The organism is Spectribacter acetivorans (assembly GCF_031846305.1).
Classification (GTDB): Bacteria; Pseudomonadota; Gammaproteobacteria; order Nevskiales; family Salinisphaeraceae; genus Spectribacter; species Spectribacter acetivorans.
Genome location: NZ_JAVRHY010000016.1, coordinates 39662 through 63492, shown reverse-complemented (window position 1 = coordinate 63492; position 23831 = coordinate 39662). Strand labels below are relative to the sequence as shown.

Sequence of the window (23831 nt, the reverse complement as noted above, 5' to 3'; positions counted from 1 at the left end):
GAATCAAAAGCCCGGAGAGTTAATGCGCTATGCAGCGCATCTCGGACGTCATTATTACTCTTCCCGCCTCTTGGCTGACTCTTCTTTCCCGACTCGGTAAGTGCTGGCCGCTCTTCTGGACTTGATGTCTGGCCTGTACTCTTGGCTGGTCCCGTAAGTGTGTGGGTGCAGGAGATCTGGACGAAGATGGCCAAGGGTATTGAGAGAAATCGGAGTTTTACCAACTCCTTGATCCAACCTACGGCAATCAAACTACTTGGACGGCAATATTCAACCACTCTTTATTCCTTTCTGCTTAGCCAGCATGTCCTTTGGCTCGTGCGACTCCGCATGCATGAGTATTGAGTGTTTCCGGTGGCGTCATCGCGATACTAGCTACGGTATTTCACTGAGCCATCGACGCAAAGGGTGTAGTTTTCTGAGTAAAGTATCACCCACTGACGGTATCAGGGGGTCAGTGGCGCTCTTGAAGAAGTGAACGACTGATCAAGCCATTTCCTTAGGCGGTTTAGTAAGCTTCCTAAGGGTCCCATGATTCAGTAGACGGCTACCTCGTCTTCGCTATCATTCCAATGCGAGAGCCGGTATCCGCTCCCCAAACGGGTCCGCGTCCAGTGCCTCGGCCATGCACTCGCGTAATACCGTCAAACCGGCTTGTCGGTGCCAGGTGCCGCCATCTTCCAGGTTGCGCCCATCATCCGGCCAAACGATCTTGGGCGGCTTTAGCCTGAGATGAACCGGATCGATGGGGACACCCTTGCCGCTCAGGTCGGTCAGTTTTCGTCTGAGACGCTCCGGGTAAGGCCAGGTCCGGTCCATCCATTCGTCGTAGGTGAGCATATGGATGATGAACCCGCCATCGATAGCGAAATAGGTCCGGCTATCGTGCTTGTCCGGCTGGCGGATCGGCACGGTGACCACACAATCGGCATGCCCGCCGGCGTCCGTGGGGTGGCCGCTGACCAGGGCAACATAATGCAGGCCCTGGGTCCGCCGTCTGGCATGCCTGGCCTGCCGGAGCCGTAATTCGACCCGCCGCCTGCCGCAGAATCGCCGCCGCTTGGTAATCCATTCCACCTCTGGATGCAGCAGTTCGACGAACGCTTCAAGCGATTCCGCTTCCCAGTTGGCGAGACGTGCGTAGCGTTGGCAGATTTCAGCAGTTGTTGGCGCCATTGGTCTGTCCTCGATCATGCCCCCGATTGGCCCTGCCGCCTGGTCCGCCTTCTCCGAAACCACATATCCGGTAATGCGGCCACGACCGCCTGATTGGTTTCGTACGCGACCGGGTCGAGGTCCGGTATCAATTCCAGGTCCTCGGGCCGAATCCGTTCGCTGGAGAAACGTTCGTCCCGGCCTTGCAGTAGGTAGACGAACTGCTTACTGATACCGGAGACCGGCCGACTGGCGAGCCCGGTCACGATGACCAGGCAGCCACCGAGGTGCTGATACTCGGCAGGCAGACACTCGGCTGGCCGAATCCGCAGCTTCATCCCGATGGGCCAACCAAAACGGAAGTGGACGATATGCTCGGCTTGCATGGCTCAATCGCCTGTTACGGTTCTCTTTCTGGTGCCATCCGCGGCTAGCGCTGCGCGAATAGCAGCGTAACTGTAGGCGTACGCCCCTACTGTACCGATCTCCATGGGTCCGGCCACGGTTCCTCCCTACCTCAAACGAATTGAGCATCGCGAGTGCTCTCATTGCCGCGATTCAGGTGCCCGAAAAGGGCGTTCCAGTTGGCCAGTAGTTGAGGCGGAGCCTATCCACCATACGCGCAGGTCATACGCCGCCGGACGCCAGCAGGTCGGCACATGTCGCAATGCCGGCTAAGTCTTACTTTGTGACTTTTATTGATCGTTAAGATGGTATGTGTGACCAATTGCCGGTTCGCAGGCACGTTACTGTCGCCCCTTTGAGCATCAGCCGGAGGCGGCGGATGCCGACATCGTGTCCGCAGCTATATTACCTCGATTCAGGTTTATATTACCCCTATTAGGGCATATAATAGCTGACGATCGCATGCAAGCACCTCCCACCATGACCGCTCGCCCTTCCATCGGTTTGTCCCTCGACGTGCCGGCCACCCTTTTCGGCGGCCGCACCGCAGCTCTTGTTCTTCTTTTCGTTGCCGCCAACCGAGAGGGCTATGCGACCCAGATTGCCCGTGCCCTTGGCATGCCGGTCGGCCAAGTGCAACGACAGCTACTGAAGCTTGAGGCTGGGGATGTTCTTCAGGCGCGCTCAGTCGGGCGAACGAGGTTGTTCAGCATGAACGAACGGCTTCCCTTCGTTCGAGACCTGGAAGCGTTGCTCAGGCGGGCGCTTGAATATCTACCTGACGCACAGCAGAGACAACTGATGGTGCGAGGGCGTCCCCGTAAGACCGGCAAGGGGTTGCCCGAGGCATGAGCGGGAAGCCCCTGTCTTCGCGAATGTCGGCGACCGAAGTGGCCGTGCGGATATCAGAAGCGCTGAGCGACGCAGGTATCGATGTCGTACTGTCCGGCGGTGGGGCGACCGCTTTCTATACCCGCGGCGCGGTCAGGTCCCAAGATCTTGATTTCGTAACGGCCGCATCACGGAAGGAGCTTGACCCGGTGATGCAGGCTCTAGGCTTCCGCCGAGCCGGTGCAGCGCGCTTTTACCAGCACGCCGATGTTTCATGGTCCGTCGAGTTTCCCTCAGGTCCGCTGGCTATCGGCCGGCGGCTCCACCCGGAGTCGGCGGAAGTGCTGACAGACCATGGGTGCTTGCGGGTGCTCAGTGTCACATCGGCCTGCGAAGACAGGCTGATCCAGTGGCTGGCATGGGGCGTGACCGAAGCGCTTTATGCCGCAGCGGAGATCGCCGCGCGAAATCCGGAGGCCGTCGACCAGGATGACGTGCTGCGCTTCCTTGCCGAAGAGGGTGCTGGCGACCCCGAGCTTGCCCAGTGGCACGGAGCGGTCGACCTGGCCCGGTCTCGCCTGGCGCCAGATGCCAATACTGGACCACGTCCGGCCTAGCCGATTTCCCCTTCAGGCAACGTGGTCTTCGCCAAGTCGGCACATGTTGCGGTGCCGACTAAATCGTTCTTCGTGACATTTATTGGTCGTTAAAGTCGTGCTTGTGACACATTGCCGGTTCGCAGGCGCGTTAATGCCGCCCCTGTGACTCCGCGGCCGGAGGCGGTAGATGCACACATCCCTGGTATCCACGCGCAATGCCGACGCCGCGGCGCGACAACGCATTTCTCGTGCGCACCGCTCCGGGGTCCTGCGGCCGATGTGGGCCGCGGCATCTACACTAGCGACCTGATCTCACCGCTTGACCAGATAGCGCGCCGCCTTGCCTATGCGCTCGCCGCGCTGCTTTACCCGGCGGGGTTGTGGGCTATCGCACGGCGATGGAAGGCGGCATCGGCGATCGTGGCGTTATGTTTATCACTCACGACTCGGGCAGCCGTCACCTCCCTGGGCTGGAGTTACGCACGGTGAATCGTTGCTGCCCACTGTAGGGCGACTGGTTGTTGCCCGGTGGCCCGCATATTTCCAGCACTCCTCACCTTCTGCTGGAGAACCTGACGCCGAGCCGGGCCCGCACGGCGCTTTTCCGCAGCAGCGGCGCCGAAGCGGTCGAGGAAAGGCCGGAGCGTCTGGCGGCTCTGTGCCGAGAACCGGATCTCCTTCGTGTGCGCGACGAGGCCCGCGTGATCGCGCCGTCGCTGGGCATGGAGTCCGAGTACCGCATGCTCGATTGCATATCCGCCAGCTGCTTGGCTCACGCCCTGGGTCGCCTGCCACTGCCAACTGCCACGGGTCGTGGCCGCGCGGCCCGGCAGCCGATCGACACGGCCTGAATCGCTCCGGGAATGCCAAGGGTCGGTCTCACCTCAGGTGTCCTCCGCAGCTTGTGTCGTCCAGCCCTGGGTCACCGAAAGGCAATCGGTGGTCATAGACCAGACATGACCGTCCACGGCTAACTCCGCCAGGGACAGGCTACCGCCACGCGAGACACCGCTGTCGATCCACCGGGTATTGCCTGCCCGGGCCGGCAACGGCATGGACGTATGGCCGAAGAACACCACATCGATATCGGACACCGACAGATCACCAGCCCGAGTCCCGCCAGAACTGCCCTCCGAGACCAAGCCCAAGACGTCATTCGCCCGGGATCGCGACCAGACCAGATGCTCGATACTTCTGGCGAAGTCCGGGTTGGGCGACTCGTCGGTCAGACAGGCTCGAACCGCCGCCCAGGAATCCGCCAGGACATCGGCATGCACCAGTCCGGCCGTGCCGCCATCGGGCAATGCCACCTCGGCCGCCAGCGGCAGCATCTGGATGTCGCAGTACAACGACTCCCCATCGCCCAGCGACATGCGGAAGAACCAGTCGCCGCCGTTGGATATCCAGAGGCTCGCGGCACGCATGTCCTGCGGCGCCCAGTCGACGATATGCGCCCCACGCAGCAGCATCTGCTCGTGGTTGCCGCGAATCGCGTTGAACCACGGCTTGAGAAGAAACTCGGAGGTGCGCTCGCACTCCGGTCCGTGGTCGACCAGGTCACCGACCGAAAAGACCCGGTCGGCGCGTTCGTCGAATGCCACATGCGTAAGCAAGGCCTCGAGCAAATAGAAGTGCCCGTGGATATCGCCCACCACGAAATCGCGGCCGGCGGTATTGGCGTCATGACGTCGGAACAGTGGTCGGGGCATGGCGTCCTCCAACGAAAAAAACCCCGGCAGTGGATCTGCCAGGGTTTCGTTGAGAGGGTCCGATCCTGACAGGGAACCTGCCAGGTCGATGACACAAGCAGGTCAGCGCGCGCGAATAATTTCGCGCACGGCTTCAAGACGGAGCTTGGTCTGGATCGTGATCATCGCGCGCAGTCTACGCCGGCGTGCTGTCCGGCGCCAGCTTCTCGACTATCGCCGTGGAGCAGTACTCTCCGGCATAAAAGACCAGAGTGCTGCGATCGTCCCATCGTCCGGACTGATAAGCGGAGTCGGCCGGATTGAAAATCGGGTGGGCGCCGTTCGGATCACCAATCCGATACGCAGCCAGCGTATACGTGAGTCGTTGGCGCTCACGCGGCTGAGCCATACTTCAACCGCCCGAGAAGACTTTCAACCGCATCCGCACCCACGTCATTAAGCGCAGCGACTTCCATCGGGACCTTTCCGTCGAGCAGCATGTGGGGCTTGAACATGAAGCGTCTCGATTTGTCATCGCCGCCGAAGACATCACGAGCGACGGTCCAAACTCGAGCCACGCGCTCGACACGCTCGCTGTTCTCCGGACTGAGTGGCTTCTTGTCCTTGCGGCGCCGCTTCATTGTGGCGTCAGACACGATCATGCCGAACAGGTGCTTCTGCTCCTCGAATACTATTGAAGCGACGCGATCAACTGCAGTTATTGGCAGCCCCTCTGCAATCTGATGGGCCAGCCACAGGCGGGAATAACCTTGCTGCTTGCCGCCTTCCAGGCCAAGCAACTCAACCACGTCTTCGATACGTGCCTCGGTTTCCATAGGCTTCTCCGATCAGATCGCCCAATGAGAGGTCACGTTTAGCACAACCGGAGACAACGATGAACCGGGTGGCCCACGCTTCCGTGGTCCGAATTCTGGGGCATGAGAGTACGCGCGCTCGGTGAATGAAGCTTCGCGGAATGCTAACGAGAGTTCGCGACTGGTGAATGAAAGTTCGCAGTCGCTCATGCCCAGGCTGGTGAATGAAAGTACGCCAACGGCACGGCGGCCAACCTGCTTCTTGACATAGGTTACTGATTACACTGGAAAATATAGGAAGAAGCGCGCAGATCGAAGGTGCCCCGTCCAAGCACCCAGAATTATCCGAGAACTCTCGTTAATTTCACAACGAGGCGACGTTTGAATACAATAAAAACAGTGGGTTACGATCGAGCCGATCGAGAAGTACGATATCCAGGCGAATAGAGCCGCATGACAAAAAGCGGGAACTGCGAACTTTCGTTGACCGGCGCAAGCCGCGAGGTGCGAACTCTCATTCACCAGGCCGATACATGCCCCAAAAGGCGCTGAAAAGCCCGTGGCGACCGAGATCCGGGCGATCTTCGACGCACCAGACGAAACCGAAGCCACGCGGCTGATCGGGCGCTTCATCGCGACCTACGCGGAGACTGTTCCAAAGCTCGCCGAATGGGCCGAAACCGCCTTGCCTGAGGGTCTGACGGTGCTGCCGCTGCCGCCAGCCCGAGACAAGCATCAGCCCCCCACCCCGAGCAAACCCGCGACGTACCGCATTACCGGGAGCTGCGCGCCAACATCGTCGGGCACGCTGCCACAACGTCAAATGACGATGCTAGCGCGATGCCGGTGGCGCAGCGTGGGCACAGGATGGGCACGAGATGGGCACAACCCTCGTCAGGGCAGGCGTGAATCCCGGACGGTCCGTTCTGTCACATCGCCTGCAACCTAGCACGACACGCACATATGTCGCTGACTGAGCGCAAAAAAAGAGGCCGATCGCGACAAGCGATCAGCCTCTATAGTATGGCGCGCCCGGGAAGATTCGAACTCCCGACCTTGCGGTTCGTAGCCGCACGCTCTATCCAACTGAGCTACGGGCGCGTGATTCCGTATTGTACTGCAATGTAATGGCGGAGAGGGAGGGATTCGAACCCTCGAAGAGGCTATAAACCCCTTACTCCCTTAGCAGGGGAGCGCCTTCAGCCACTCGGCCACCTCTCCTAATTCTATCCAGCGCTTGCCGGCGCATCACTGCCAGCCGGAGCGCCTTGCTCGGCTCGTCCTGAGCCTCGCCCGAAAGGCCGCGTAGGATAGCGATGCTGACCGGTCAGGTAAAGGCTGCGGTCAGTCGCTGTCTTCGGCTGACGCATCCTCGTCTGCCGCCTGCTTGCCCAGTCGCTGGCGCACTTCCTCGCGGTGCACCGAGACGTCCTTGGGCGCTTCCACGCCCAGCCGGACCTGGTTGCCTTTCACGCCCAGGATGGTGACTGAGATGTCGTCGCCGATGACCACGGCCTCCCCCACTCGGCGTGTCAGGATCAGCATGTCCGGGTCCTCCCCCGCTTGAATGTCGCACGGCCTGCCCGGCTTGCCGCCAGGTCTTATATCGTCGTCGCCCGGTCAGTCCTGTTCGCTGAGCGGGGTGAGTTCACTGTCCACTTTTTCGGGCTCCGCGTCCAGATCGAAGGTCTCGTGCAGGGCGCGCACCGCCAGTTCGAGGTACTTGGCCTCGATCACGATGGAAATCTTGATCTCGGTGGTCGAGATCATGCGGATGTTGATGTTCTCCTCGGACAGCGTCTTGAACATGCGCGCCGCCACGTTCGCATGCGAACGCATGCCCACGCCCACCAGCGATACCTTGGCGATGCTGGTATTGCCGGCCACCTCGCGGGCACCGAGTTCGCTAGCGGCCTGCTCCAGCAGTCCCTTGGCCCGGTCGAAGTCACGCCGATGCACGGTAAAGGTGAAGTCGGTGGCGGAATAATCGCTGGACGGGTCTCCCGACACGTTCTGCAGGATCATGTCCACTTCGATATTCGCCTCGCCGATCGGGCCCAGCAGCGAATAGGCGATGCCGGGGCGATCGGGCACACCGAGCACGGTGAGCTGGGCTTCGTCCTTGGTAAAGGCGATGCCGGAAATAATGGGTTCTTCCACGTCTTCCTCCAAGCTGATCAGGGTGCCGGGGCCGTCATCGAAGGTGGACAGCACGCGCAGCGGCACGCCGTACTTGCCCGCGAATTCCACCGCGCGGATCTGCAGGACCTTCGAACCCAGGCTGGCCATTTCCAGCATTTCCTCGAAGGTTATCTTTTCCAGCCGGCGGGCACCCGGCACGACGCGGGGATCGGTGGTGTATACACCGTCCACGTCGGTGAAAATCTGGCATTCATCGGCCTTGAGCGATGCCGCCAGGGCCACGGCCGTGGTGTCGGAGCCGCCGCGGCCCAGCGTGGTGATGTCGTTGGCTTCGTTGACGCCCTGGAAACCGGCTACCACCACTACCCGGCCGCGGCCGAGTTCGGTTTTCAGATGCTCGGCATCGATGGAGTCGATGCGGGCCTTGCCATGAGCATCGTCGGTGCGGATAGGCACCTGCCAGCCGGTGAACGAACAGGCATCGACGCCGGCCGCAGACAGGCCCATGGTCAGCAGCGCGATCGTCACCTGCTCGCCGGTGGACAGCAGCATGTCCATTTCCCGCGGCAGGGGCGAGCCGATCTCGTCGGCCAGGCCCTGCAGCCGATCGGTTTCACCGCCCATGGCCGATACCACCACCACGACGTCATCGCCGCGATCGCGATAGCCCTTGATCTTGTTGGCGATGGCGCGAATCTTTTCCGTGGTGCCGACGGAACTGCCGCCGTACTTCTGAACAATGAGGGCCATGGGTTCCCCGTGGTTGGATGGTGACGGCGGGTCAGTCCGCCGGCGCGGTGGAGGCGGCCAGGCGTTCGCGCGCGTGTGGCGCCACGCTGGCCAGGGCCGCATCCAGATTGTCGGGCTGGCTGCCGCCGGCCTGGGCCATGTCGGCGCGGCCGCCGCCCTTGCCGCCGACCTGTTCGGCCACGAAATTGACCAGCTCTCCGGCCGGCAGCCGATCGGCCAGGTCCTTGCTTGCGCCCGCGATCAGCGCGACCTTGCCGTCATCGACCGCCGCCAGCACGATCAACGCACTGCCCAGCTTGTTCTTGAGGGCATCCAGGGTGTCGCGCAGGGTCTTGCGGTCGGCGCCGTCCAGCCGCTCGGCCAGCACCTGCACGCCGTCGACATCCACCGCCTTGCCGGCCAGATCACCGCCCTTGGCGGACGCCATTTGTGCTCCCAGCTGTTCGACCTGTTTTTCCAGCTTCGCAAGCCGGTCCAGCGTCTTGTCCAGCCGGTCCTCGACCTCGGCGGGCTGGGTTTTGAGGGCCGCGGCGATGCGCTCCAGGCGTGACTCCTGCTCGCGGATACGCTGTATCGCGCTGCCACCGGTCTGGGCTTCGATGCGGCGGACCCCGGCGGCCACGCCGCGTTCCTCGCTGAAGCGGAAAAGGCCGATCTCGCCGCTGCGGTTGACGTGGGTGCCGCCGCACAGCTCCATGGAGTCGTCGCTGAAGCGCACCACCCGCACGCGGTCGCCGTACTTCTCGCCGAAGAAGGCCAGCGCCCCGCGGGCGATGGCGTCGTCGTAGGTGGTCTCGAAGAACTCGCCCTCAATGTCGGCGCGAATCTGCTGATTCACGCGGGATTCGATATCCGCCAGCAGGTCGGGGGTGACCGGCTCGTAGTGGGCGAAGTCGAAACGCAGCCGGTCGGGCGCCACCAGCGACCCCTTCTGCCGGACGTGGGTCCCCAGAATCTCGCGCAGGGCCGCGTGCACCAGGTGAGTGCTGGTGTGATTGAGTTCGATGGCGGCGCGGCGCTCGGCGTCGACACGTGCGTGCACAGTCTCGCCCATGGCCAGTTCCCCGCCGCTCACCCGGCCGACGTGCAGATGCTTGCCGTCCGCCTTCTGGGTATCGACCACCTCGAACAGCGCCCCGGCCGATTCCAGCAGGCCGGCGTCGCCGATCTGGCCGCCGGATTCGCCATAGAACGGGGTGACGTCGAGAATCACCACGCCCTCCTCACCCTCGGCCAGGCGATCCACCGGCTGGCCATCGCGCAGTAGGCCGATCACCTCGCCAGCGTCCTCTACCGCGCCGTAGCCGGTGAACCGGGTGGTGCCGGCCACGTCCACGGCCTGGGTATAGTCCACGCTGAAACGACTGGCCGCCCGCGCGCGCTCCCGCTGCGCGGCCATTGCGCGATCGAAGCCCTCCTGATCGACGCGCAGGCCCCGTTCGCGGGCCACGTCGGCGGTCAGGTCGACCGGGAAACCGTAGGTGTCGTACAGCTTGAACACCGTCTCGCCGTCCAGCGTCTTGCCGGACAGATCGGCGATGGCGTTATCCAGAATGGTCATGCCCTGGGCCAGGGTCTCGGCGAAGCGGCTTTCCTCCTGCGCCACCACCTTCTCGACATGGGCCCTGGCCGCGGCCAGTTCCGGGAAGGCCTCGCCCATCTCGTCGGTCAACGGCGCCACCAGCTTGTGGAAGAAGGCCTCGGTGGCCCCCAGCTTGTGACCGTGCCGGATGGCCCGCCGCATGATCCGGCGCAGCACGTAGCCGCGGCCCTCGTTGGCGGGCAGCACGCCGTCGGCAATCAGGAATGCGGTGGCCCGGATGTGATCGGCCACCACCTTGAGCGAGGCCTGGCGTTCCGGATCGTCCAGTTCGCAGCCCACGGCCTCGGCGGTGGCGGCCATCAGCGTGCGGAACAGGTCGATGCCGTAGTTATCGTGGGTGCCCTGCAGAACCGCGGCAATCCGTTCCAGGCCCATGCCGGTATCCACCGAGGGCTTGGGCAGGTCTTCCATGCTGCCGTCGGCCTGGCGGTTGTACTGCATGAACACCAGGTTCCAGATTTCCACGTAGCGGTCGCCATCTTCTTCCGGCGTGCCGGGCGGGCCGCCGGGAATGTGCGCCCCGTGGTCGTAGAAAATCTCGGAACAGGGGCCGCAGGGGCCGGTGTCGCCCATGGACCAGAAGTTGTCGGCGGCGCCGATGCGCGAAAAGCGATCCGGGCTGACGCCGATTTCGTCAAGCCAGATGGCCGCGGCGTCCTCGTCCTCTTCGTAAACCGTGATCCAGAGCTTTTCCGGCGGCAGGCCGAGTTCGACGGTCAGGAACTCCCAGGCGTAGCCGATGGCCTCGCGCTTGAAGTAGTCGCCGAAGCTGAAGTTGCCCAGCATCTCGAAGAAGGTGTGATGCCGGGCGGTATAGCCGACATTCTCCAGATCATTGTGCTTGCCACCGGCGCGCACGCAGCGCTGGGAGCTGGCCGCGCGGGTGTAGTCACGCGCCTCGCGCCCCAGGAACACATCCTTGAAGGGCACCATTCCGGCGTTGGTGAACAGCAGGGTGGGGTCGGTACCGGGGATCAGCGGGGAGGACGGCACCACCTGGTGCTGCTTGTCCGCAAAGTAATCCAGAAATGCCGCGCGCAGCGCGTTCGTGCCCATCATGGCGGCTTGCTTGAGCTCCGGTCCCGAAATAGTGCGTCATGGTACCGAAGCACGCGCCGGCCGCGCCACTGCCGGGCGCCGGCGGCCTAACCGAAACAGGCTAGTAAACGAGCGAACGATCACCCACTTCGTCGCGGCGACGCTGGTATTCCTCGCGGTCGATACGCCCAGCGCGATAGTCGTCCTCGATGTCGTCGAGCTTTTCCTTGTTGTACACCTCGTAGGCCACGCCCGCGGTGCCCGCGCCCACCGCCGCGCCACCCACGAACGAACGGCTGCACCCGGCCACCGCCAGCACCGCCACCAGTGCCAGACCCAGATTTCGATAAGTCATGATCGACTCCATCTCGTTCATGTCGCGCTGACAGACTGACCGCGAGTGGCTGAATCGATGATGAACGAGAGGAGCGCGCTATTCGCCGCGCAGCGCGGCGCGGATGTCGTCGCCGTCGAATCCCCGCTGCTGCAGAAAGCGGGTCTGGCGCGCCCGCTCACGCAGGGTGTCGGGCAGATCGGGGCCGAAACGCTTCCTCCGCTGCGCCCGGGCGGAGGCGGCCCAGTCCACGTCCAGCTCGGCCAGCGCCTGTTCGATATGGCCGTCGCCGACCCCGCGCTGGGTGAGTTCCGCCCGGATGCGCACCCGCCCCTGGCCGCGTTCGGCGCGCTGCCGGGCGAAGGATTCCGCGTAGCGGGATTCGCTTAGCAGATCGTCGCGAATCAGGCCGGCAAGCGCCTCGGCCACCGTCGCCGCCGCATAGCCGCGATCGCACAGCTTGCGTTCGAGTTCGCGGGGGGCATGCTCGCGCCGGGCCAGCAGCTTGATGCCGTGCTCGCGCACGGCCGGCACATCGGCGTCGGCAGGATCGTCGGCCAAGACCGGCGGATCAGCGGGCCGCGGTGTCTTCCTCGGCAGCCTCGGAGGCTCTGGCCTCCTCAGCCGCCTTCTCGGCCTTGGTCGGCTTCGGTGGCATCAGACGCTCGCGCAGCGCCGCCTCGATGGTATTGGCGATTTCCGGATTGCTGCGCAGGAATTCGCGCACGTTGTCCTTGCCCTGACCGACACGCTCACCGTTGTAGGAATACCAGGAGCCGGCCTTTTCGATCAGGTTGTTGGCCACGCCCAGCTCGATCAGCTCGCCCTCGCGGGAAATGCCCTGGCCGTAGAGAATCTCGAATTCGGTCTGCCGGAACGGCGGCGCCATCTTGTTCTTGACCACCTTGACCCGGGTTTCGTTGCCGATCGCCTCGTCACCTTTCTTGATCGAGCCGATACGACGGATGTCCAGCCGGACCGAGGCGTAGAACTTGAGCGCGTTGCCACCGGTGGTGGTTTCCGGGCTGCCGAACATCACGCCGATCTTCATGCGGATCTGGTTGATGAACATCACCAGGGTGCCGGAGCGCTTGATGTTGGCGGTGAGCTTGCGCAGCGCCTGGCTCATCAGCCGCGCCTGCAGGCCGACGTGGGAATCGCCCATCTCGCCCTCGATCTCGGCCTTGGGCGTCAGCGCCGCCACGGAATCGATGACCACGATGTCCACCGCGCCGGAGCGCACCAGCATGTCGGCAATCTCCAGCGCCTGTTCACCGGTGTCCGGCTGCGAGATCAGCAGATTCTCGATATCCACGCCCAGGGCCTCGGCATACTGCGGGTCCAGCGCGTGCTCGGCGTCAACGAACGCGGCAGTACCGCCGGCCTTCTGGGCTTCGGCGATCGCCTGCAGGGTCAGCGTGGTCTTGCCCGAAGATTCCGGCCCGTAAATCTCCACCACCCGGCCGCGCGGATAGCCGCCGATCCCCAGGGCCACGTCCAGCCCCAGCGATCCGCTGGAGATCGCGGCCACGTTCTTGACCGCCTCGGCATCGCCCATGCGCATGACCGAGCCCTTGCCGAACTGGCGTTCGATCTGGGTCAGGGCGGCGGCCAGTGCTTTCTTGCGATCATCATCCATGGCTTGCGCCTCCAACTGTCAGTATGTACAGGTCTGCATTATTCCACAGTTGCGGGCGAGCCTACACCGGGACATCGCACGCCCACGACCCATAACGCTACCGGCCCGCCGGAACGCGTGCCAGCAGGCCCTCCAGCGCCGCCGCCACCGAGGCCGCGCGCACCGCGTCGCGATCGCCCGCGAACACCGAACACACCGCGTCAACGCCGCCATCCGGCAGGCCCCAGGCAATCCAGACCGTGCCCACCGGCTTGTCCGGCGTACCGCCGCCCGGCCCGGCGACGCCGGTCAGCGCCACGCTCCACTGGGCGCCGGTCGCGGCTAGCGCGCCGCGGGCCATGGCCTCGGCCACGGCACGGCTGACCGCGCCGTGTTCGACGATCAGGTCACCCGGCACGCCCAGCAGCGACTGCTTGGCCGCGTTGGAATAGGCCACCACGCCGGCCTCGAACCAGCCCGAACTGCCGGCCCGGTCGGTACACACCTTGGCCACCCAGCCGCCGGTACAGGATTCCGCCGTGGCCAGCCGCTGGGAGGCCGCACCCAGACGCGCCGCCAGCGCCGCCACGCGGGCCTCGAAGGCTGTGTCGCTCATGCTATTCTGCGCTGCGTGTTGCGGCCCGAAAATAGCACGACACCGGCCCCGACCCGTCCGCCAGAGCTGCCCATGTCCCGCCTGTCCAGCACCACCGGTCCGATCCCGCATCCGCCGGCAGGCGGCGGGCGACGCCTCGACTGATCATGGCCGACAATACCGCCACCCCCCGCGACCACACGCCGATGATTCGCCAGTACCTGGGGATAAAGGCGGATTACCCGGACATGCTGGTGTTCTACCGCATGGGGGATTTCTACGAGCTGTTCTTCGAGGACGCCCGGCGCGCCGCGGAACTGCTCGACATCACGCTGACGCAGCGCGGCGAATCCGGCGGCCAGGCCATCCCGATGGCCGGCGTGCCCTATCACGCCGCCGACCAGTACCTGGCCCGGCTGATCCGGCGCGGCGAGTCGGTGGCCATCTGCGAACAGCTCGAACCCCCCGGCAAGAACAAGGGCCCGGTCCGGCGCGAGGTGGTGCGGGTGGTCACGCCCGGCACGGTGACCGACGAGGCCCTGCTGGATGCCCGCGAAGCCAACCGGCTAGTCGCGGTGGCCGCGGACCGCGCCGGCGGGTATGGCCTGGCCGCGCTGGAAATGGGCCGCGGCGATTTCTCGGTCATGCGGCTGGCCGACGACGAGGCCCTGACGGCCGAACTCGCCCGGCTAGAACCGGCCGAGGTGCTGGTCCCCGAGGATGCCGACAACGCCGCCAGCCGCCATCCGCTGGCGCGAACCCGCTCACCCTGGCTGTTCGACGCGGTCAGCGCCCGTCGGCGCCTGCTCGACCATTTCCGGGTAGCCAACCTGCGCGGTTTCGGCTGCGACGATGCCGAGGCGGCCGTGGCCGCCGCCGGCGCCCTGCTGGAGTATCTGCAGGCCACCCAGCGCAGCGCCCTGCCCCACATCACCGGCCTGCGCACTGAGATCCGCAACGACGCCCTGCTGCTGGACGCCGCCACCCGGCGCAATCTGGAAATCGAACGCAGCGTGTCGGGGCGCCATGAGCACACGCTGGTCGGGGTGCTCGACCGCTGCGCCACCGCCATGGGCAGCCGCTGCCTGCGGCGCTGGGCCGGCCGACCCCCGCGCGATCACGACATCCTTCGCGGCCGTTATCAGGCCATCCGTGCCCTGAACAGCGACGGCGGCAGCCGCAGCCTGCGCGAGTCGCTGACCGGCATCGCGGACGTGGAGCGCATTCTTACCCGGCTGGCGCTACGCACCGCCCGGCCGCGCGATCTGCACGGCCTGCGCACCGCGCTGGCGCGCCTACCCGGGCTTTGCGAGCAACTGGCTGACACCCCATCAGACCTGCTTGCCGAGCAGGCCGGCCAGCTGGGGCCGTTCCCGGCCATGCAGGCTCAGCTCGACGGCGCGCTGGTGGACGAGCCGCCGATCTGGCTGCGCGACGGCGGCGTGCTGCGCGCCGGTTACGACGAGGAACTGGACCGGCTGCGCGGCATTGCCGACAACGCCGACGGCTTCCTGCGCGAACTGGAGGTCAACGAGCGGGCGCGCACCGGGGTAGACACCCTCAAGGTTGGCTACAACCGGGTCCACGGCTACTTCATCGAACTGGGCAAGACCCACGCCGAGCGGGTACCCGACGACTACACCCGGCGCCAGACGCTTAAGGCCGTGGAGCGCTACATCACCCCCGAACTCAAGCGCTTCGAGGACGAGGTGCTATCCGCCCGCGAGCGGGCGCTAACCCGCGAGAAGGCCCTGTACGCGGAACTGCTGGATGATCTGGCCGGCCACCTGGAACCGCTGCGAGCGCTGGCCGATGCGCTGGCCGAACTGGACGTGCTGGCCAATCTGGCCGAGCGCTCGGTGGCCCTGGGGCTGACCGAACCGACGCTGGTGGACGAACCCGGCCTGACCCTGCGCGGCGGCCGCCACCCGGTGGTGGAGCAGGTACTCGCCGAGCCCTTCGTGGCCAATGATCTGGCGTTGTCGGACGCCACCCGCATGCTGCTGATCACCGGCCCCAACATGGGCGGCAAGTCCACGTTCATGCGTCAGACCGCGCTGATCGTGCTGATGGCGCATATCGGCAGTTTCGTGCCGGCGGACAGCGCGGAGATCGGGCCCATCGATCGCATCTTCACCCGCATCGGCGCCGGCGACGATCTGGCCAGCGGCCAGTCCACCTTCATGGTGGAGATGGCCGAGACGGCGCATATTCTTCACCACGCCACCGCCAACAGCCTGGTCCTGCTCGACGAGATCGGCCGCGGCACCAGCACCTACGACGGGCTGGCGCTGGCCCGGGCCACCGCCGAGCGGCTGGCCCGCCACAACCGCGCGTTCACCCTGTTCGCCACGCATTATTTCGAGCTCACGGCCCTGGCCCAGGCCCTGCCCGGCGCGGAGAACATCCACTTCGACGCCAGTGAATACGCCACCGAACAGGGGGAATCGCTGGTGTTCCTGCACACCGCCCGGCCGGGCCCGGCCTCGCGCAGTTTCGGCCTGCAGGTGGCCGCACTGGCCGGCGTGCCCCAGCCGGTGCTGGCCGCCGCCCGCACTTATCTGGCCGAACTGGAGAGTGGACCGGCACCGACGCCAGCACCGGCCGCCACCCCGCAGATACCGCTGTTCAACGAAGACCGCCTGGGGGATCGTCTGCGCCAGCAGCTGGCCGATCTCGATCCCGACGAGCTCACCCCCCGAGAGGCCCTAGCCCTGATCTACCGGCTGCGGGGCATGCTCGAGTCCGACTGAAGAATCTCCCAGCCGGCATTCCGCGCCATGGCCAGCAGCCCGCGATCGGGCATCACCGCCACCGCCCGCCCGACCGCGCGCATCAAAGGGGCGTCGCTGGTGGTGTCGGCGTAGGCCACAGCCCTGGCCAGATCCAGGCCGGCCCCGGCGGCCAGCACACGGGCGGCCTCGACCTTGGTCTCGCCGTAGGGATGGCGCACGGGCGGCCCGCTGCAAAAACGGCCGACCGCCACCTCGCAGAGCGAACCGACTGCATCGGCGGCCCCCAGATGATCGGCCAGGGGCCGCGCCAGAAACTGCGGCGTGCCGGTCAGCAGCACCACATGATCCCCGGCGGCGACGTGTTCGCGCAGACGGGCGACCGCCGGGGCGTACAGCACCTTTGCCAGTTCCTCGGCGATGAAGTCGCGCGCCAGCGCCGCCACCTCGCCGCGCACCAGGCCGGTCAGCCAGGCCTTGTTCTTGAGCGGCACCTGGCGACCGAAGCGGGGCCAGTAGCGAAGTAGGAACCAGCCAGTGGCCAGCAACTGCCGCCACCCCAGCCCGCCGCGGCGAAGCAGATACCAGGCAAAACGGGGTTCGGTGCCGGGCGCCGGCACCAGCGTGCCGTCGACGTCGAAGAGGATCAGGGCCAAATGGTCAGTCCCGGTTGGCCAGAAACTCGATCACCACCGGCAAACCGCGGAGCACGCACAGGGCGGCCGATGCCACCACCAGCGCCAGACCGATGGCATCCATACCGGCACCCCAGGTGTTCCAGAAGGCCGGGAACAGCGCCGGAAATGGCTGCCACAGCAGCACCCAGGCGAAGGTGACCGCCTTGACCGCGGCGTAGCTGAAACGCATGAAACGCCCGGCCACCAGGAAGCGGCCAACCGGGCTCTGCATCATGTCGAAGGCGGCGGTGCCCGAGGCCGTGCCGGTGCTGCGGATCGCGTCGACCAGCGTGCCGCGCACGATGAACAGCAGCGGCACCCAGACGCCGATCAGCCCGAGATGGGCCAGCACCACCCACAGCACGTTCTCCACCATGCGGTCGGCGGCGATATCGAACGTGGCGCCGAACAAAGACTCCTCGCCGCGCTTGCGCGCCACCCAGCCATCGACGCCATCCAGCGCGATGATCAGGATCACCAGCGGGGCGTTGAGCAGTTGCAGGGTCGGCATGCCGCTGTACACCACTGCAAGCAGCAACAGCAGGAGCAGACAACGGCCGAAGGTGATCGAGTTGGCCATGCGATGGGTCCGGGTTGTCTCGTCAGTCTATTTCGTTGCGGAATGGCCGCTCTGTGAGCACACGCACCGCCTCCGGCGGCGCGGTATCGGCGTGCAGCACCGAGTAGACCTGCTCGCAAATCGGCAATTCGACCCCCTCGCGCTCGGCGATGCGGTGCACCTCGCGGGCCACCCGCACCCCCTCGACGACCTGCTGGATATCGGCCTCGGCCTCGGCGACCGTCCGGCCCGCCGCCAGCGCCAGTCCCATGCGCCGGTTGCGGGACTGATCGTCGGTACAGGTCAGCAGCAGATCGCCCAGCCCGGCCATGCCCATGAAAGTCTCGCGGCGACCGCCCAGGGGCTCGCCCAGCCGCACCATTTCGGAAAGCCCGCGGGTGATCAGCAGCGCCCGGGCGTTGGCGCCGTAGCCCAGGCCGTCGGAAATGCCCACGGCAATGGCCAGCACGTTCTTGACCGCGCCGCCCACGGCGACGCCGGCCATGTCGGCGCCGACATACACGCGGAACACGCCATCGTGAAACGCTCGCGCCATGTCGGCGGCCAGCGTGGCATCGTTCGACGCGATGGTGACCGCGGTCGGCAGCCCGCGCCCGACTTCACCGGCAAAACTCGGCCCGGACAGCAGCGACACCGGCCGGTCCTCACCCAGCACCTCGGCGGCCACCTCGAACGGCAGCCGGGCCGATCCCGGCTCCAGCCCCTTGGTGGCCAGAATCAGGCGCTGTTCCGGGCGCAGATGCGGTTGCAGCACGGCAAGCGTTTCCCGCAGGGCGTGGCTGGGCACCGTCACCAGCACGTTCTCGGCAAAGGCCACCGCGGCGGCCAGATCGGGTTCGCCGATCAGGGCCGGCGGCAGGGCCGCACCGGGCAGATAACGCTGGTTCTCGCGCGCCGCCTGCAGCTTGTTGATGGCCTCGGCATCGCGTCCCCACAGACGCACCTCGACGCCGTTGCGGGCCAGCTGAATCGCCAGGGCCGTGCCCCAGGATCCGGCACCGAGCGCGGCCATGCGCTGAATACCCATTGGCAGCGCCTAGTGCGTGGCGGGCTGCGCCGCGTCCGCGTCCTGCGAACGCCGATGCTGTTCGAACAGGGCGTCGAAATTCATCGGCTGCAGCAGGAAATGCGGGAAACCCGCCCGCTGCACCAGGTCCCCCACGGTTTCACGCACGTAGGGAAAAAGCACGCTGGGACAATAAGCGCCGAGCACCCGCTGGTGCTCATCGGTGTCGTCGAAGCCCGAGACCAGAAATACGCCGGCCTGATCCACCTCGACGATATAGGCGGTCTTGTCATCACGCTTGGCGGTCACCGTGACCGACACGCTGACCTCGTGGCGCTGTTCGCCCAGGTCGCCCACGCGGAAGTTCAGATCCACGTCGATCTGCGGCCGCCACTCGCCTTCGAAAATGCCCGGTCCGCCCGGCACTTCCACCGACGCGTCGCGGAGATAGAGTTTCTGCACCAGCACCCGCCGGCCGCTATTCGCATCGGTGTCCGCCATCAACCTGCCCCGTCCTTGTCGTGTCGACTACTTGCGCGTGATGGGCAGCCCCGCCGCCTGCCAGCCGTTGATGCCACCCTTGAGCGAATGCACATGACTGTAGCCGAGCTTGGCCAGGCGCTGACAGGCCTGCTGCGACGTGGAGCCCATGGCGCAGTAGCAGAGTATGGTGCATTCCTTGTTCTTGGAAATCTCGTTGGCCCGTTCCGTAATGCCGGCCAGCGGGATGTTGATCGCGTTGAGCAGATGACCCTTCTTGAAGTCGCCGGCCGAGCGCACATCCACCACCACCGCGTCGCGGCTGTTGATCAACCGGACCGCGTCGCTGGGCGGTAGCGGCCGATCACCGCGCAGCGAGCGCCAGACCTCGTTGGCCACCAGCGCCACGATGACCGCGGCCACGGCGGACCAGAGAAACGGGTGATTGGCAATGAATTCGAGCAACTGCTGCATGACGTAGCGACGTGGACCGGATGCGGGCGGCGGATTATCACACAAGCGCCACACCCGCCGGAACCGGCGGCGCACCGGGGCTTTGATTACAATGCCGTCATGCCACGCGGACTCGCGATACTTCTCCTGACACTGATTCCGGCAGGCCTGGCCATCGGCCAGGATCTGGCCGAGCGCGAGCAGCAACTGGAAGCCCTGCGCAGCGAGATCGCCACCCTCAGGAACCGTATCGACCAGGACCGGGAGCGCCGCGGCGACCTCAGCGCGGAACTGGCGACAGTGGAAACACGAATTGCCGAGGCCAGCAGCGAACTACGCGCCATCCGGGAGGATATCCACGCGCACGAGGCGGAAATCGACCGGCTCGAGGCCGAGGCCGCAAGCCTGCGCGACAGCCTCGGCGGCCGGGTGGACACCCTCGGTCAGCGCATGAATGCCGCCTATCGGGTCGGCCGCCAGGGGCGCCTGCGGCTGATCCTGTCGCAGGACGACCCGGCCGCCATCGGCCGCCTGCTGGGCTACTACGAGTATTACAGCCAGGCCCAGGCCGGCGCGATCCGCGAGCTGCGCATCGATCTCTCGGCCCTGGCCGAACAGCGCCGGCAGATCACCACCGAACGCCAGGCACTGGCCGCCGCCGAATCCCGGCGCGCCAGCGCCCTGGCCTCGCTCGACGACACCCGGCGCGAACGCGCCGACACCCTCGACCGCATCAAGCGCCGGCTGGCCGACCGCGATAACAATCTGGACTCGCTGCAGTCGGAAGCCGAAGCGCTGGAATCGCTGATCGGCGAGGTGCGCGAACGCACCGCCAGGGCGCCGCCGCCGGCGACCGATGGCAAACCCTTCGGCAATCTCCGCGGGCAGCTGGCACCGCCGGTAAGCGGGCGGGTGATCGCCGGCTTCGGCGACGCCAAGGCGGGGGGCAAGCTGAAATGGCAGGGGGTGTGGCTGGCGGCCGGCGCCGGCACGTCGGTCAGCGCCGCGGCGGCCGGGCGGGTGGTGTATGTCGGCCGCATGCACCGCTACGGACTGATCGTTGTACTCGACCACGGCGATGACTACTACACTGTGTACGGTCACAACCAGACAGCGCAGGTGGAGGTGGGCGATCAGGTGCGAGCCGGACAGAGCATCGCCGCGGCCGGCAACAGCGGCGGCCATGACCGTCACGGGGTCTATTTCGAGATTCGCCGGGGCCGTACGCCAGTCGATCCGGCACGCTGGCTGAGCGGCTGATCCGACATGCCTGTGATATCGTCACGCGTCCGCGGATGGCTCGCCACCGCCGGGCCGCATCCGTCCTGATTCGGAGTTTCAATGCCCCGCACCTCCCACAGCCTGCTCCTGCTTGCCACCGGCGTGATCGTCGGCGTTCTGCTCGCACTCGGCCAGGGCGTATTCGCCACCAGCGAAAACGCGAAGGCCGACAACGCGGTGCCGCTCGAAGACCTGCGCAGTTTCGTGGAGATTCTCAACCGAGTGAAGCAGGGCTACGTCGAGGAGGTCAGCGACGAGGACCTGCTCAACAACGCGATCCGCGGCATGCTCGACGGGCTGGATCCGCATTCCGCCTACCTGTCACCGGAGGAGTTCAAGGAGATCAACATCTCCACCTCCGGCGAGTTCGGCGGGCTGGGCATCGAAGTGACCATGGAAAACGGTTTCGTGCGCGTGGTCTCGCCGATCGACGACACCCCGGCCAAGAAGGCCGGCATCGAGTCAGGCGACCTGATCATCCGTATCGACGACACGGCCGTGAAGGGCATGAAGCTCAACGACGCGGTCAAGCTGATGCGCGGCGAACCGGGCACCGACATCACCCTGACGGTACTGCGCGAAAGCGATGCCGAACCGTTCCAGGTCACCATTACGCGCGACGTGATCGAGGTGAAGAGTGTGCGCTCCCGCATGCTGACGCCGGGCTATGGTTACGTGCGCATCAGCCAGTTTTCCAATCAGACCGGCAATAGCCTCAACGACGCGATGGACGAGTTGATGGACGAAGCCGAGGGCGACCTGCGCGGCCTGGTGCTGGACCTGCGCAACAACCCCGGTGGTCTGCTCAACGCCGCCGTGGACGTATCGGACGCCTTCCTCACCGAGGGTGAAATCGTGTCCATCGACGGCCGCGTCAAGAATGCCGATCAGTCCTTCAGCGCCGGCAACGGCGACAAGCTGCGCGGCCGGCCACTGGTGGTCCTGGTCAACCAGGGGTCGGCTTCGGCCTCCGAGATCGTGGCAGGCGCGCTGCAGGACTCGGGGCGCGCGATCATCATGGGCCGCAAGACCTTCGGCAAGGGCTCGGTGCAGACCATCGTGCCGCTACAGAACGACGCCGCGCTGAAGCTGACCACCGCCCGCTACTACACGCCCGACGGCCGGTCGATCCAGGCCGAGGGGATCGTGCCGGACGTGGAAATCCAGTCGGTCAAGGTGAGCGCGGCAAAGGAATCCAACCTGGGCCGTTTCTCCGAGGCCGACCTGTCCGGCGCGCTGACCAACGGCAGAGTCCCGGTCGAGGGCGATGCGCCCGAAACCGATGGCGACGAGGCGGAAGACGCCGGGGAGGCAGACAGGGGTGTGCTGGCCGAAGAGGATTACGCGCTCTATGAGGCGCTGAACCTGCTCAAGGGCCTGCACATACAGAGCGGGCGCTGACCCGCGCGGCGAATCAATCCGGGGGTCCCTGACCGACTGGAGATCAGCCCGGTTGGCGCACGGCCCGCCACGCCGCCAGCGCCGACAGCAACCCGAGCAACGGGGCCATCCAGGCCGGGCCCGCCGACAGGCCCGCTGCCAGCACGGCGCCAACCGCCAGGCCCGTGCCCAGTACCGACCAGCCGATCCGGATCGCTCCGGCCAGGCCCGGAGCCGGTGCGACCGGTGCCGCAGCAGGCGGTGCCGGCGCCTGCAATCTGGCCAGCGCTGCCTCGGTCAGGTCGGGCAGCGACTCCAGCAGCTGCGGTAGCTGTTTCTGAATCCGGGCCAGGGTACGGCGCGGATCGTAGCGGTCGCGCATCCACTCCTCGAGTACCGGCTTCGCCGTCTGCCACAGATCAAGCTGCGGATAGAGGTCTCGCCCCAGCCCTTCCACGTTGAGAATCGTCTTCTGCAACAGCACCAGCTGGGGCTGCACCCGGTAATCGAACTGCCGGGCGATCTGGAACAGCCGGATCAGGAACAGGCCGAACGAAATCTCCGCCAGCGGCTTGTTGAAGATCGGCTCGCTGACCGTGCGAATGGCGGCCTCGAACGCCTCGATGCGGGTATCGGCCGGCATCCAGCCAGAGGCCACGTGCAGTTCGGCGATGCGGCGGTAGTCACGGTTGAAGAAGGCGAGGAAGTTCTCCGCCAGATAGCGCTGGTCCGACGCTGTCAGCGAGCCCACGATGCCGAAGTCCACCCCGATGTAGCGCGGCCGGTCGGGATTGCTGGCGTCAACGAAGATGTTGCCGGGATGCATATCCGCGTGGAAGAAATTGTCGCGGAACACCTGCTTGAAGAAGATTTCCACCCCGCGCTCGGCCAGTACGCGGAAATCCGCCCCGGCGGCGGTGAGCGCCTCGACATCGTCGATGGGAATGCCGTGAATGCGCTCCATCACCAGCACGTTGTCGCGGGTGTGATCGAACAGCACCACCGGGTGGTAGATCAGATCGGAACCCTGCCAGTTGCGGCGCAGTTCGCTGGCATTCGCCCCTTCGCGCACCAGATCCAGTTCGTCGTGGATGATGCGGTCGTATTCCGCCACTACCTCACGCGGGCGCAGGCGGGCCAGTTCGGGGATCCGCATGGCCAGGTCGGCCATCAGGTACATCAGGGCCACGTCGCGGTCGATTGCCGCCTCCACCCCCGGACGCAGGACCTTGACCACCACCGACATACCCTCGTCGTCGCCGGGAGCCGGATGCAGGCGGGCGGTGTGGACCTGGGCAATGGAGGCCGCCGCCAGCGGCTCCCGGTCGAACCCGGCGAACACCTCGCCGAGCTCGCAGCCGTAGGCCCGTTCCACGATGGCCGCGGCCTCGTCGCCGTCGAACGGCGGCACCTGGTCCTGCAGCTTGACCAGTTCCTCGGCCAGTTCGGGGGGCAGCAGATCGCGCCGGGTGGAAACCGCCTGGCCGAATTTCACGAAGACGGGACCGAGTTCCTCCAGCGCCAGACGCAGCCGCACACCGATCGGCCGGTCGTGGCCACCGCCGCTTCCCAGCAGCCAGCGGGCCCGCCTGTCCGGCACCAGTTCGCCCAGGCCGTGGCGTCGGGCGATGCGGCGGATCTGCCACAGACGGCGGGTACGTTCGAGCAT

At 65.7% G+C, this 23831-nt stretch carries 24 protein-coding genes, 2 tRNA genes and 1 pseudogene; 7 read left to right on the top strand and 20 right to left on the bottom strand.

Annotation, left to right across the window (positions count from 1 at the left end; all coding sequences use genetic code 11):
* Nucleotides 1-564: 564 nt before the first annotated feature.
* Together RM531_RS13985 and RM531_RS13980 are read right to left on the bottom strand one after the other, a co-directional pair.
* Nucleotides 565-1194 (bottom strand): hypothetical protein, encoded by a 630-nt coding sequence (locus tag RM531_RS13985; RefSeq protein ID WP_311660105.1) that lies wholly within the window; start codon nt 1192-1194, stop codon nt 565-567.
* Nucleotides 1191-1541 carry a hypothetical protein gene (locus tag RM531_RS13980; protein ID WP_311660103.1) on the bottom strand — a complete coding sequence of 117 codons (351 nt, stop codon included), beginning with the start codon at nt 1539-1541 and terminating at the stop codon, nt 1191-1193. The genes RM531_RS13985 and RM531_RS13980 overlap by 4 nt, the downstream gene beginning before the upstream one ends.
* 499 nt (nt 1542-2040) lie before the next feature.
* On the opposite strand from RM531_RS13980, the gene RM531_RS13975 reads away from it, so the two are divergent.
* The 3 genes from RM531_RS13975 (at nt 2041) to RM531_RS13965 (ending at nt 3841) form a co-directional block, all read left to right on the top strand.
* Nucleotides 2041-2412: a winged helix-turn-helix domain-containing protein gene (locus tag RM531_RS13975; protein ID WP_311660101.1), complete on the top strand. Its 372-nt coding sequence runs from the start codon at nt 2041-2043 to the stop codon at nt 2410-2412.
* Nucleotides 2413-2435: 23 nt separating this feature from the next.
* Nucleotides 2436-3008 carry a hypothetical protein gene (locus RM531_RS13970; protein ID WP_311660099.1) on the top strand — a complete coding sequence of 191 codons (573 nt, stop codon included), beginning with the start codon at nt 2436-2438 and terminating at the stop codon, nt 3006-3008.
* Between the two features lie 503 nt (nt 3009-3511).
* Nucleotides 3512-3841 carry a hypothetical protein gene (locus RM531_RS13965; protein ID WP_311660097.1) on the top strand — a complete coding sequence of 110 codons (330 nt, stop codon included), beginning with the start codon at nt 3512-3514 and terminating at the stop codon, nt 3839-3841.
* Between the two features lie 33 nt (nt 3842-3874).
* Here the strand turns inward: RM531_RS13965 and RM531_RS13960 are convergent, their stop codons facing one another.
* The 3 genes from RM531_RS13960 to RM531_RS13955 all read right to left on the bottom strand — a co-directional run bounded on the left by RM531_RS13960 (nt 3875) and on the right by RM531_RS13955 (nt 5514).
* Entirely contained in the window at nt 3875-4699 is an 825-nt protein-coding gene (locus RM531_RS13960; RefSeq protein WP_311660095.1) for a metallophosphoesterase, read from the bottom strand.
* Between the two features lie 175 nt (nt 4700-4874).
* Nucleotides 4875-5087, bottom strand: coding sequence for an RES family NAD+ phosphorylase (locus tag RM531_RS16160; protein ID WP_432280515.1), 213 nt, complete (start codon nt 5085-5087; stop codon nt 4875-4877).
* A complete protein-coding gene (locus tag RM531_RS13955; RefSeq protein ID WP_311660093.1) occupies nt 5071-5514 on the bottom strand; it encodes an Xre family toxin-antitoxin system antitoxin in 444 nt (147 codons plus the stop codon). Before RM531_RS13955 ends, RM531_RS16160 begins: the two co-directional genes overlap by 17 nt.
* A gap of 503 nt (nt 5515-6017) precedes the next feature.
* Here RM531_RS13955 and RM531_RS16155 point away from each other — a divergent pair.
* Nucleotides 6018-6211, top strand: a pseudogene (locus RM531_RS16155) (IS256 family transposase); the annotation flags it as partial.
* 306 nt (nt 6212-6517) lie between these two features.
* Here the strand turns inward: RM531_RS16155 and RM531_RS13950 are convergent.
* From RM531_RS13950 to RM531_RS13910, 9 genes are all read right to left on the bottom strand, one after another.
* Nucleotides 6518-6594 (bottom strand) — tRNA-Arg (locus tag RM531_RS13950).
* A gap of 27 nt (nt 6595-6621) precedes the next feature.
* Nucleotides 6622-6714, bottom strand: a tRNA-Ser gene (locus RM531_RS13945).
* A 123-nt stretch (nt 6715-6837) separates the two neighbouring features.
* On the bottom strand, nt 6838-7038 hold the full coding sequence (gene csrA / locus RM531_RS13940; protein ID WP_311660092.1) for a carbon storage regulator CsrA: 201 nt from the start codon (nt 7036-7038) through the stop codon (nt 6838-6840).
* Between the two features lie 75 nt (nt 7039-7113).
* Nucleotides 7114-8385: an aspartate kinase gene (locus RM531_RS13935; protein WP_311651529.1), complete on the bottom strand. Its 1272-nt coding sequence runs from the start codon at nt 8383-8385 to the stop codon at nt 7114-7116.
* A 31-nt stretch (nt 8386-8416) separates the two neighbouring features.
* Entirely contained in the window at nt 8417-11047 is a 2631-nt protein-coding gene (gene alaS / locus RM531_RS13930; protein ID WP_311660090.1) for an alanine--tRNA ligase, read from the bottom strand.
* 100 nt (nt 11048-11147) lie between these two features.
* Nucleotides 11148-11381: a hypothetical protein gene (locus RM531_RS13925; protein WP_311660088.1), complete on the bottom strand. Its 234-nt coding sequence runs from the start codon at nt 11379-11381 to the stop codon at nt 11148-11150.
* A 78-nt stretch (nt 11382-11459) separates the two neighbouring features.
* On the bottom strand, nt 11460-11921 hold the full coding sequence (locus tag RM531_RS13920; protein WP_311660086.1) for a regulatory protein RecX: 462 nt from the start codon (nt 11919-11921) through the stop codon (nt 11460-11462).
* Between the two features lie 10 nt (nt 11922-11931).
* Nucleotides 11932-12999 carry a recombinase RecA gene (gene recA / locus RM531_RS13915; protein WP_311660084.1) on the bottom strand — a complete coding sequence of 356 codons (1068 nt, stop codon included), beginning with the start codon at nt 12997-12999 and terminating at the stop codon, nt 11932-11934.
* A 97-nt stretch (nt 13000-13096) separates the two neighbouring features.
* On the bottom strand, nt 13097-13594 hold the full coding sequence (locus RM531_RS13910) for a CinA family protein (RefSeq protein WP_311660082.1): 498 nt from the start codon (nt 13592-13594) through the stop codon (nt 13097-13099).
* A 146-nt stretch (nt 13595-13740) separates the two neighbouring features.
* On the opposite strand from RM531_RS13910, the gene mutS reads away from it, so the two are divergent.
* Nucleotides 13741-16326 (top strand): DNA mismatch repair protein MutS, encoded by a 2586-nt coding sequence (gene mutS, locus RM531_RS13905; protein ID WP_311660080.1) that lies wholly within the window; start codon nt 13741-13743, stop codon nt 16324-16326.
* Here mutS and RM531_RS13900 read toward each other — a convergent pair.
* The 5 genes from RM531_RS13900 to RM531_RS13880 are packed head-to-tail and all read right to left on the bottom strand — an operon-like array spanning nt 16293 to nt 19522.
* Nucleotides 16293-16961: an HAD family hydrolase gene (locus tag RM531_RS13900; protein ID WP_311660078.1), complete on the bottom strand. Its 669-nt coding sequence runs from the start codon at nt 16959-16961 to the stop codon at nt 16293-16295. The two genes, mutS and RM531_RS13900, sit on opposite strands and share 34 nt — an antisense overlap.
* Nucleotides 16962-16965: 4 nt before the next feature.
* Complete coding sequence (locus RM531_RS13895) at nt 16966-17562, bottom strand: CDP-alcohol phosphatidyltransferase family protein (protein WP_311660076.1); 597 nt, start codon at nt 17560-17562, stop codon at nt 16966-16968.
* Nucleotides 17563-17584: 22 nt separating this feature from the next.
* A complete protein-coding gene (locus RM531_RS13890) occupies nt 17585-18589 on the bottom strand; it encodes an NAD(P)H-dependent glycerol-3-phosphate dehydrogenase (protein ID WP_311660075.1) in 1005 nt (334 codons plus the stop codon).
* A 9-nt stretch (nt 18590-18598) separates the two neighbouring features.
* The gene (secB, locus tag RM531_RS13885; RefSeq protein WP_311651519.1) at nt 18599-19069 is read right to left on the bottom strand and encodes a protein-export chaperone SecB; all 471 of its coding nucleotides are present in this window, start codon (nt 19067-19069) and stop codon (nt 18599-18601) included.
* Nucleotides 19070-19096: 27 nt separating this feature from the next.
* Nucleotides 19097-19522, bottom strand: a complete 426-nt coding sequence (locus RM531_RS13880) for a rhodanese-like domain-containing protein (protein WP_311660073.1) — start codon at nt 19520-19522, stop codon at nt 19097-19099.
* Between the two features lie 99 nt (nt 19523-19621).
* On the opposite strand from RM531_RS13880, the gene RM531_RS13875 reads away from it, so the two are divergent.
* Nucleotides 19622-20761: a murein hydrolase activator EnvC family protein gene (locus RM531_RS13875; protein ID WP_311660072.1), complete on the top strand. Its 1140-nt coding sequence runs from the start codon at nt 19622-19624 to the stop codon at nt 20759-20761.
* An 81-nt stretch (nt 20762-20842) separates the two neighbouring features.
* Nucleotides 20843-22183 (top strand): S41 family peptidase, encoded by a 1341-nt coding sequence (locus RM531_RS13870; protein WP_311660070.1) that lies wholly within the window; start codon nt 20843-20845, stop codon nt 22181-22183.
* Between the two features lie 43 nt (nt 22184-22226).
* Here RM531_RS13870 and ubiB read toward each other — a convergent pair whose 3' ends face one another.
* On the bottom strand, nt 22227-23831 hold the full coding sequence (ubiB, locus tag RM531_RS13865; RefSeq protein ID WP_311660067.1) for a ubiquinone biosynthesis regulatory protein kinase UbiB: 1605 nt from the start codon (nt 23829-23831) through the stop codon (nt 22227-22229).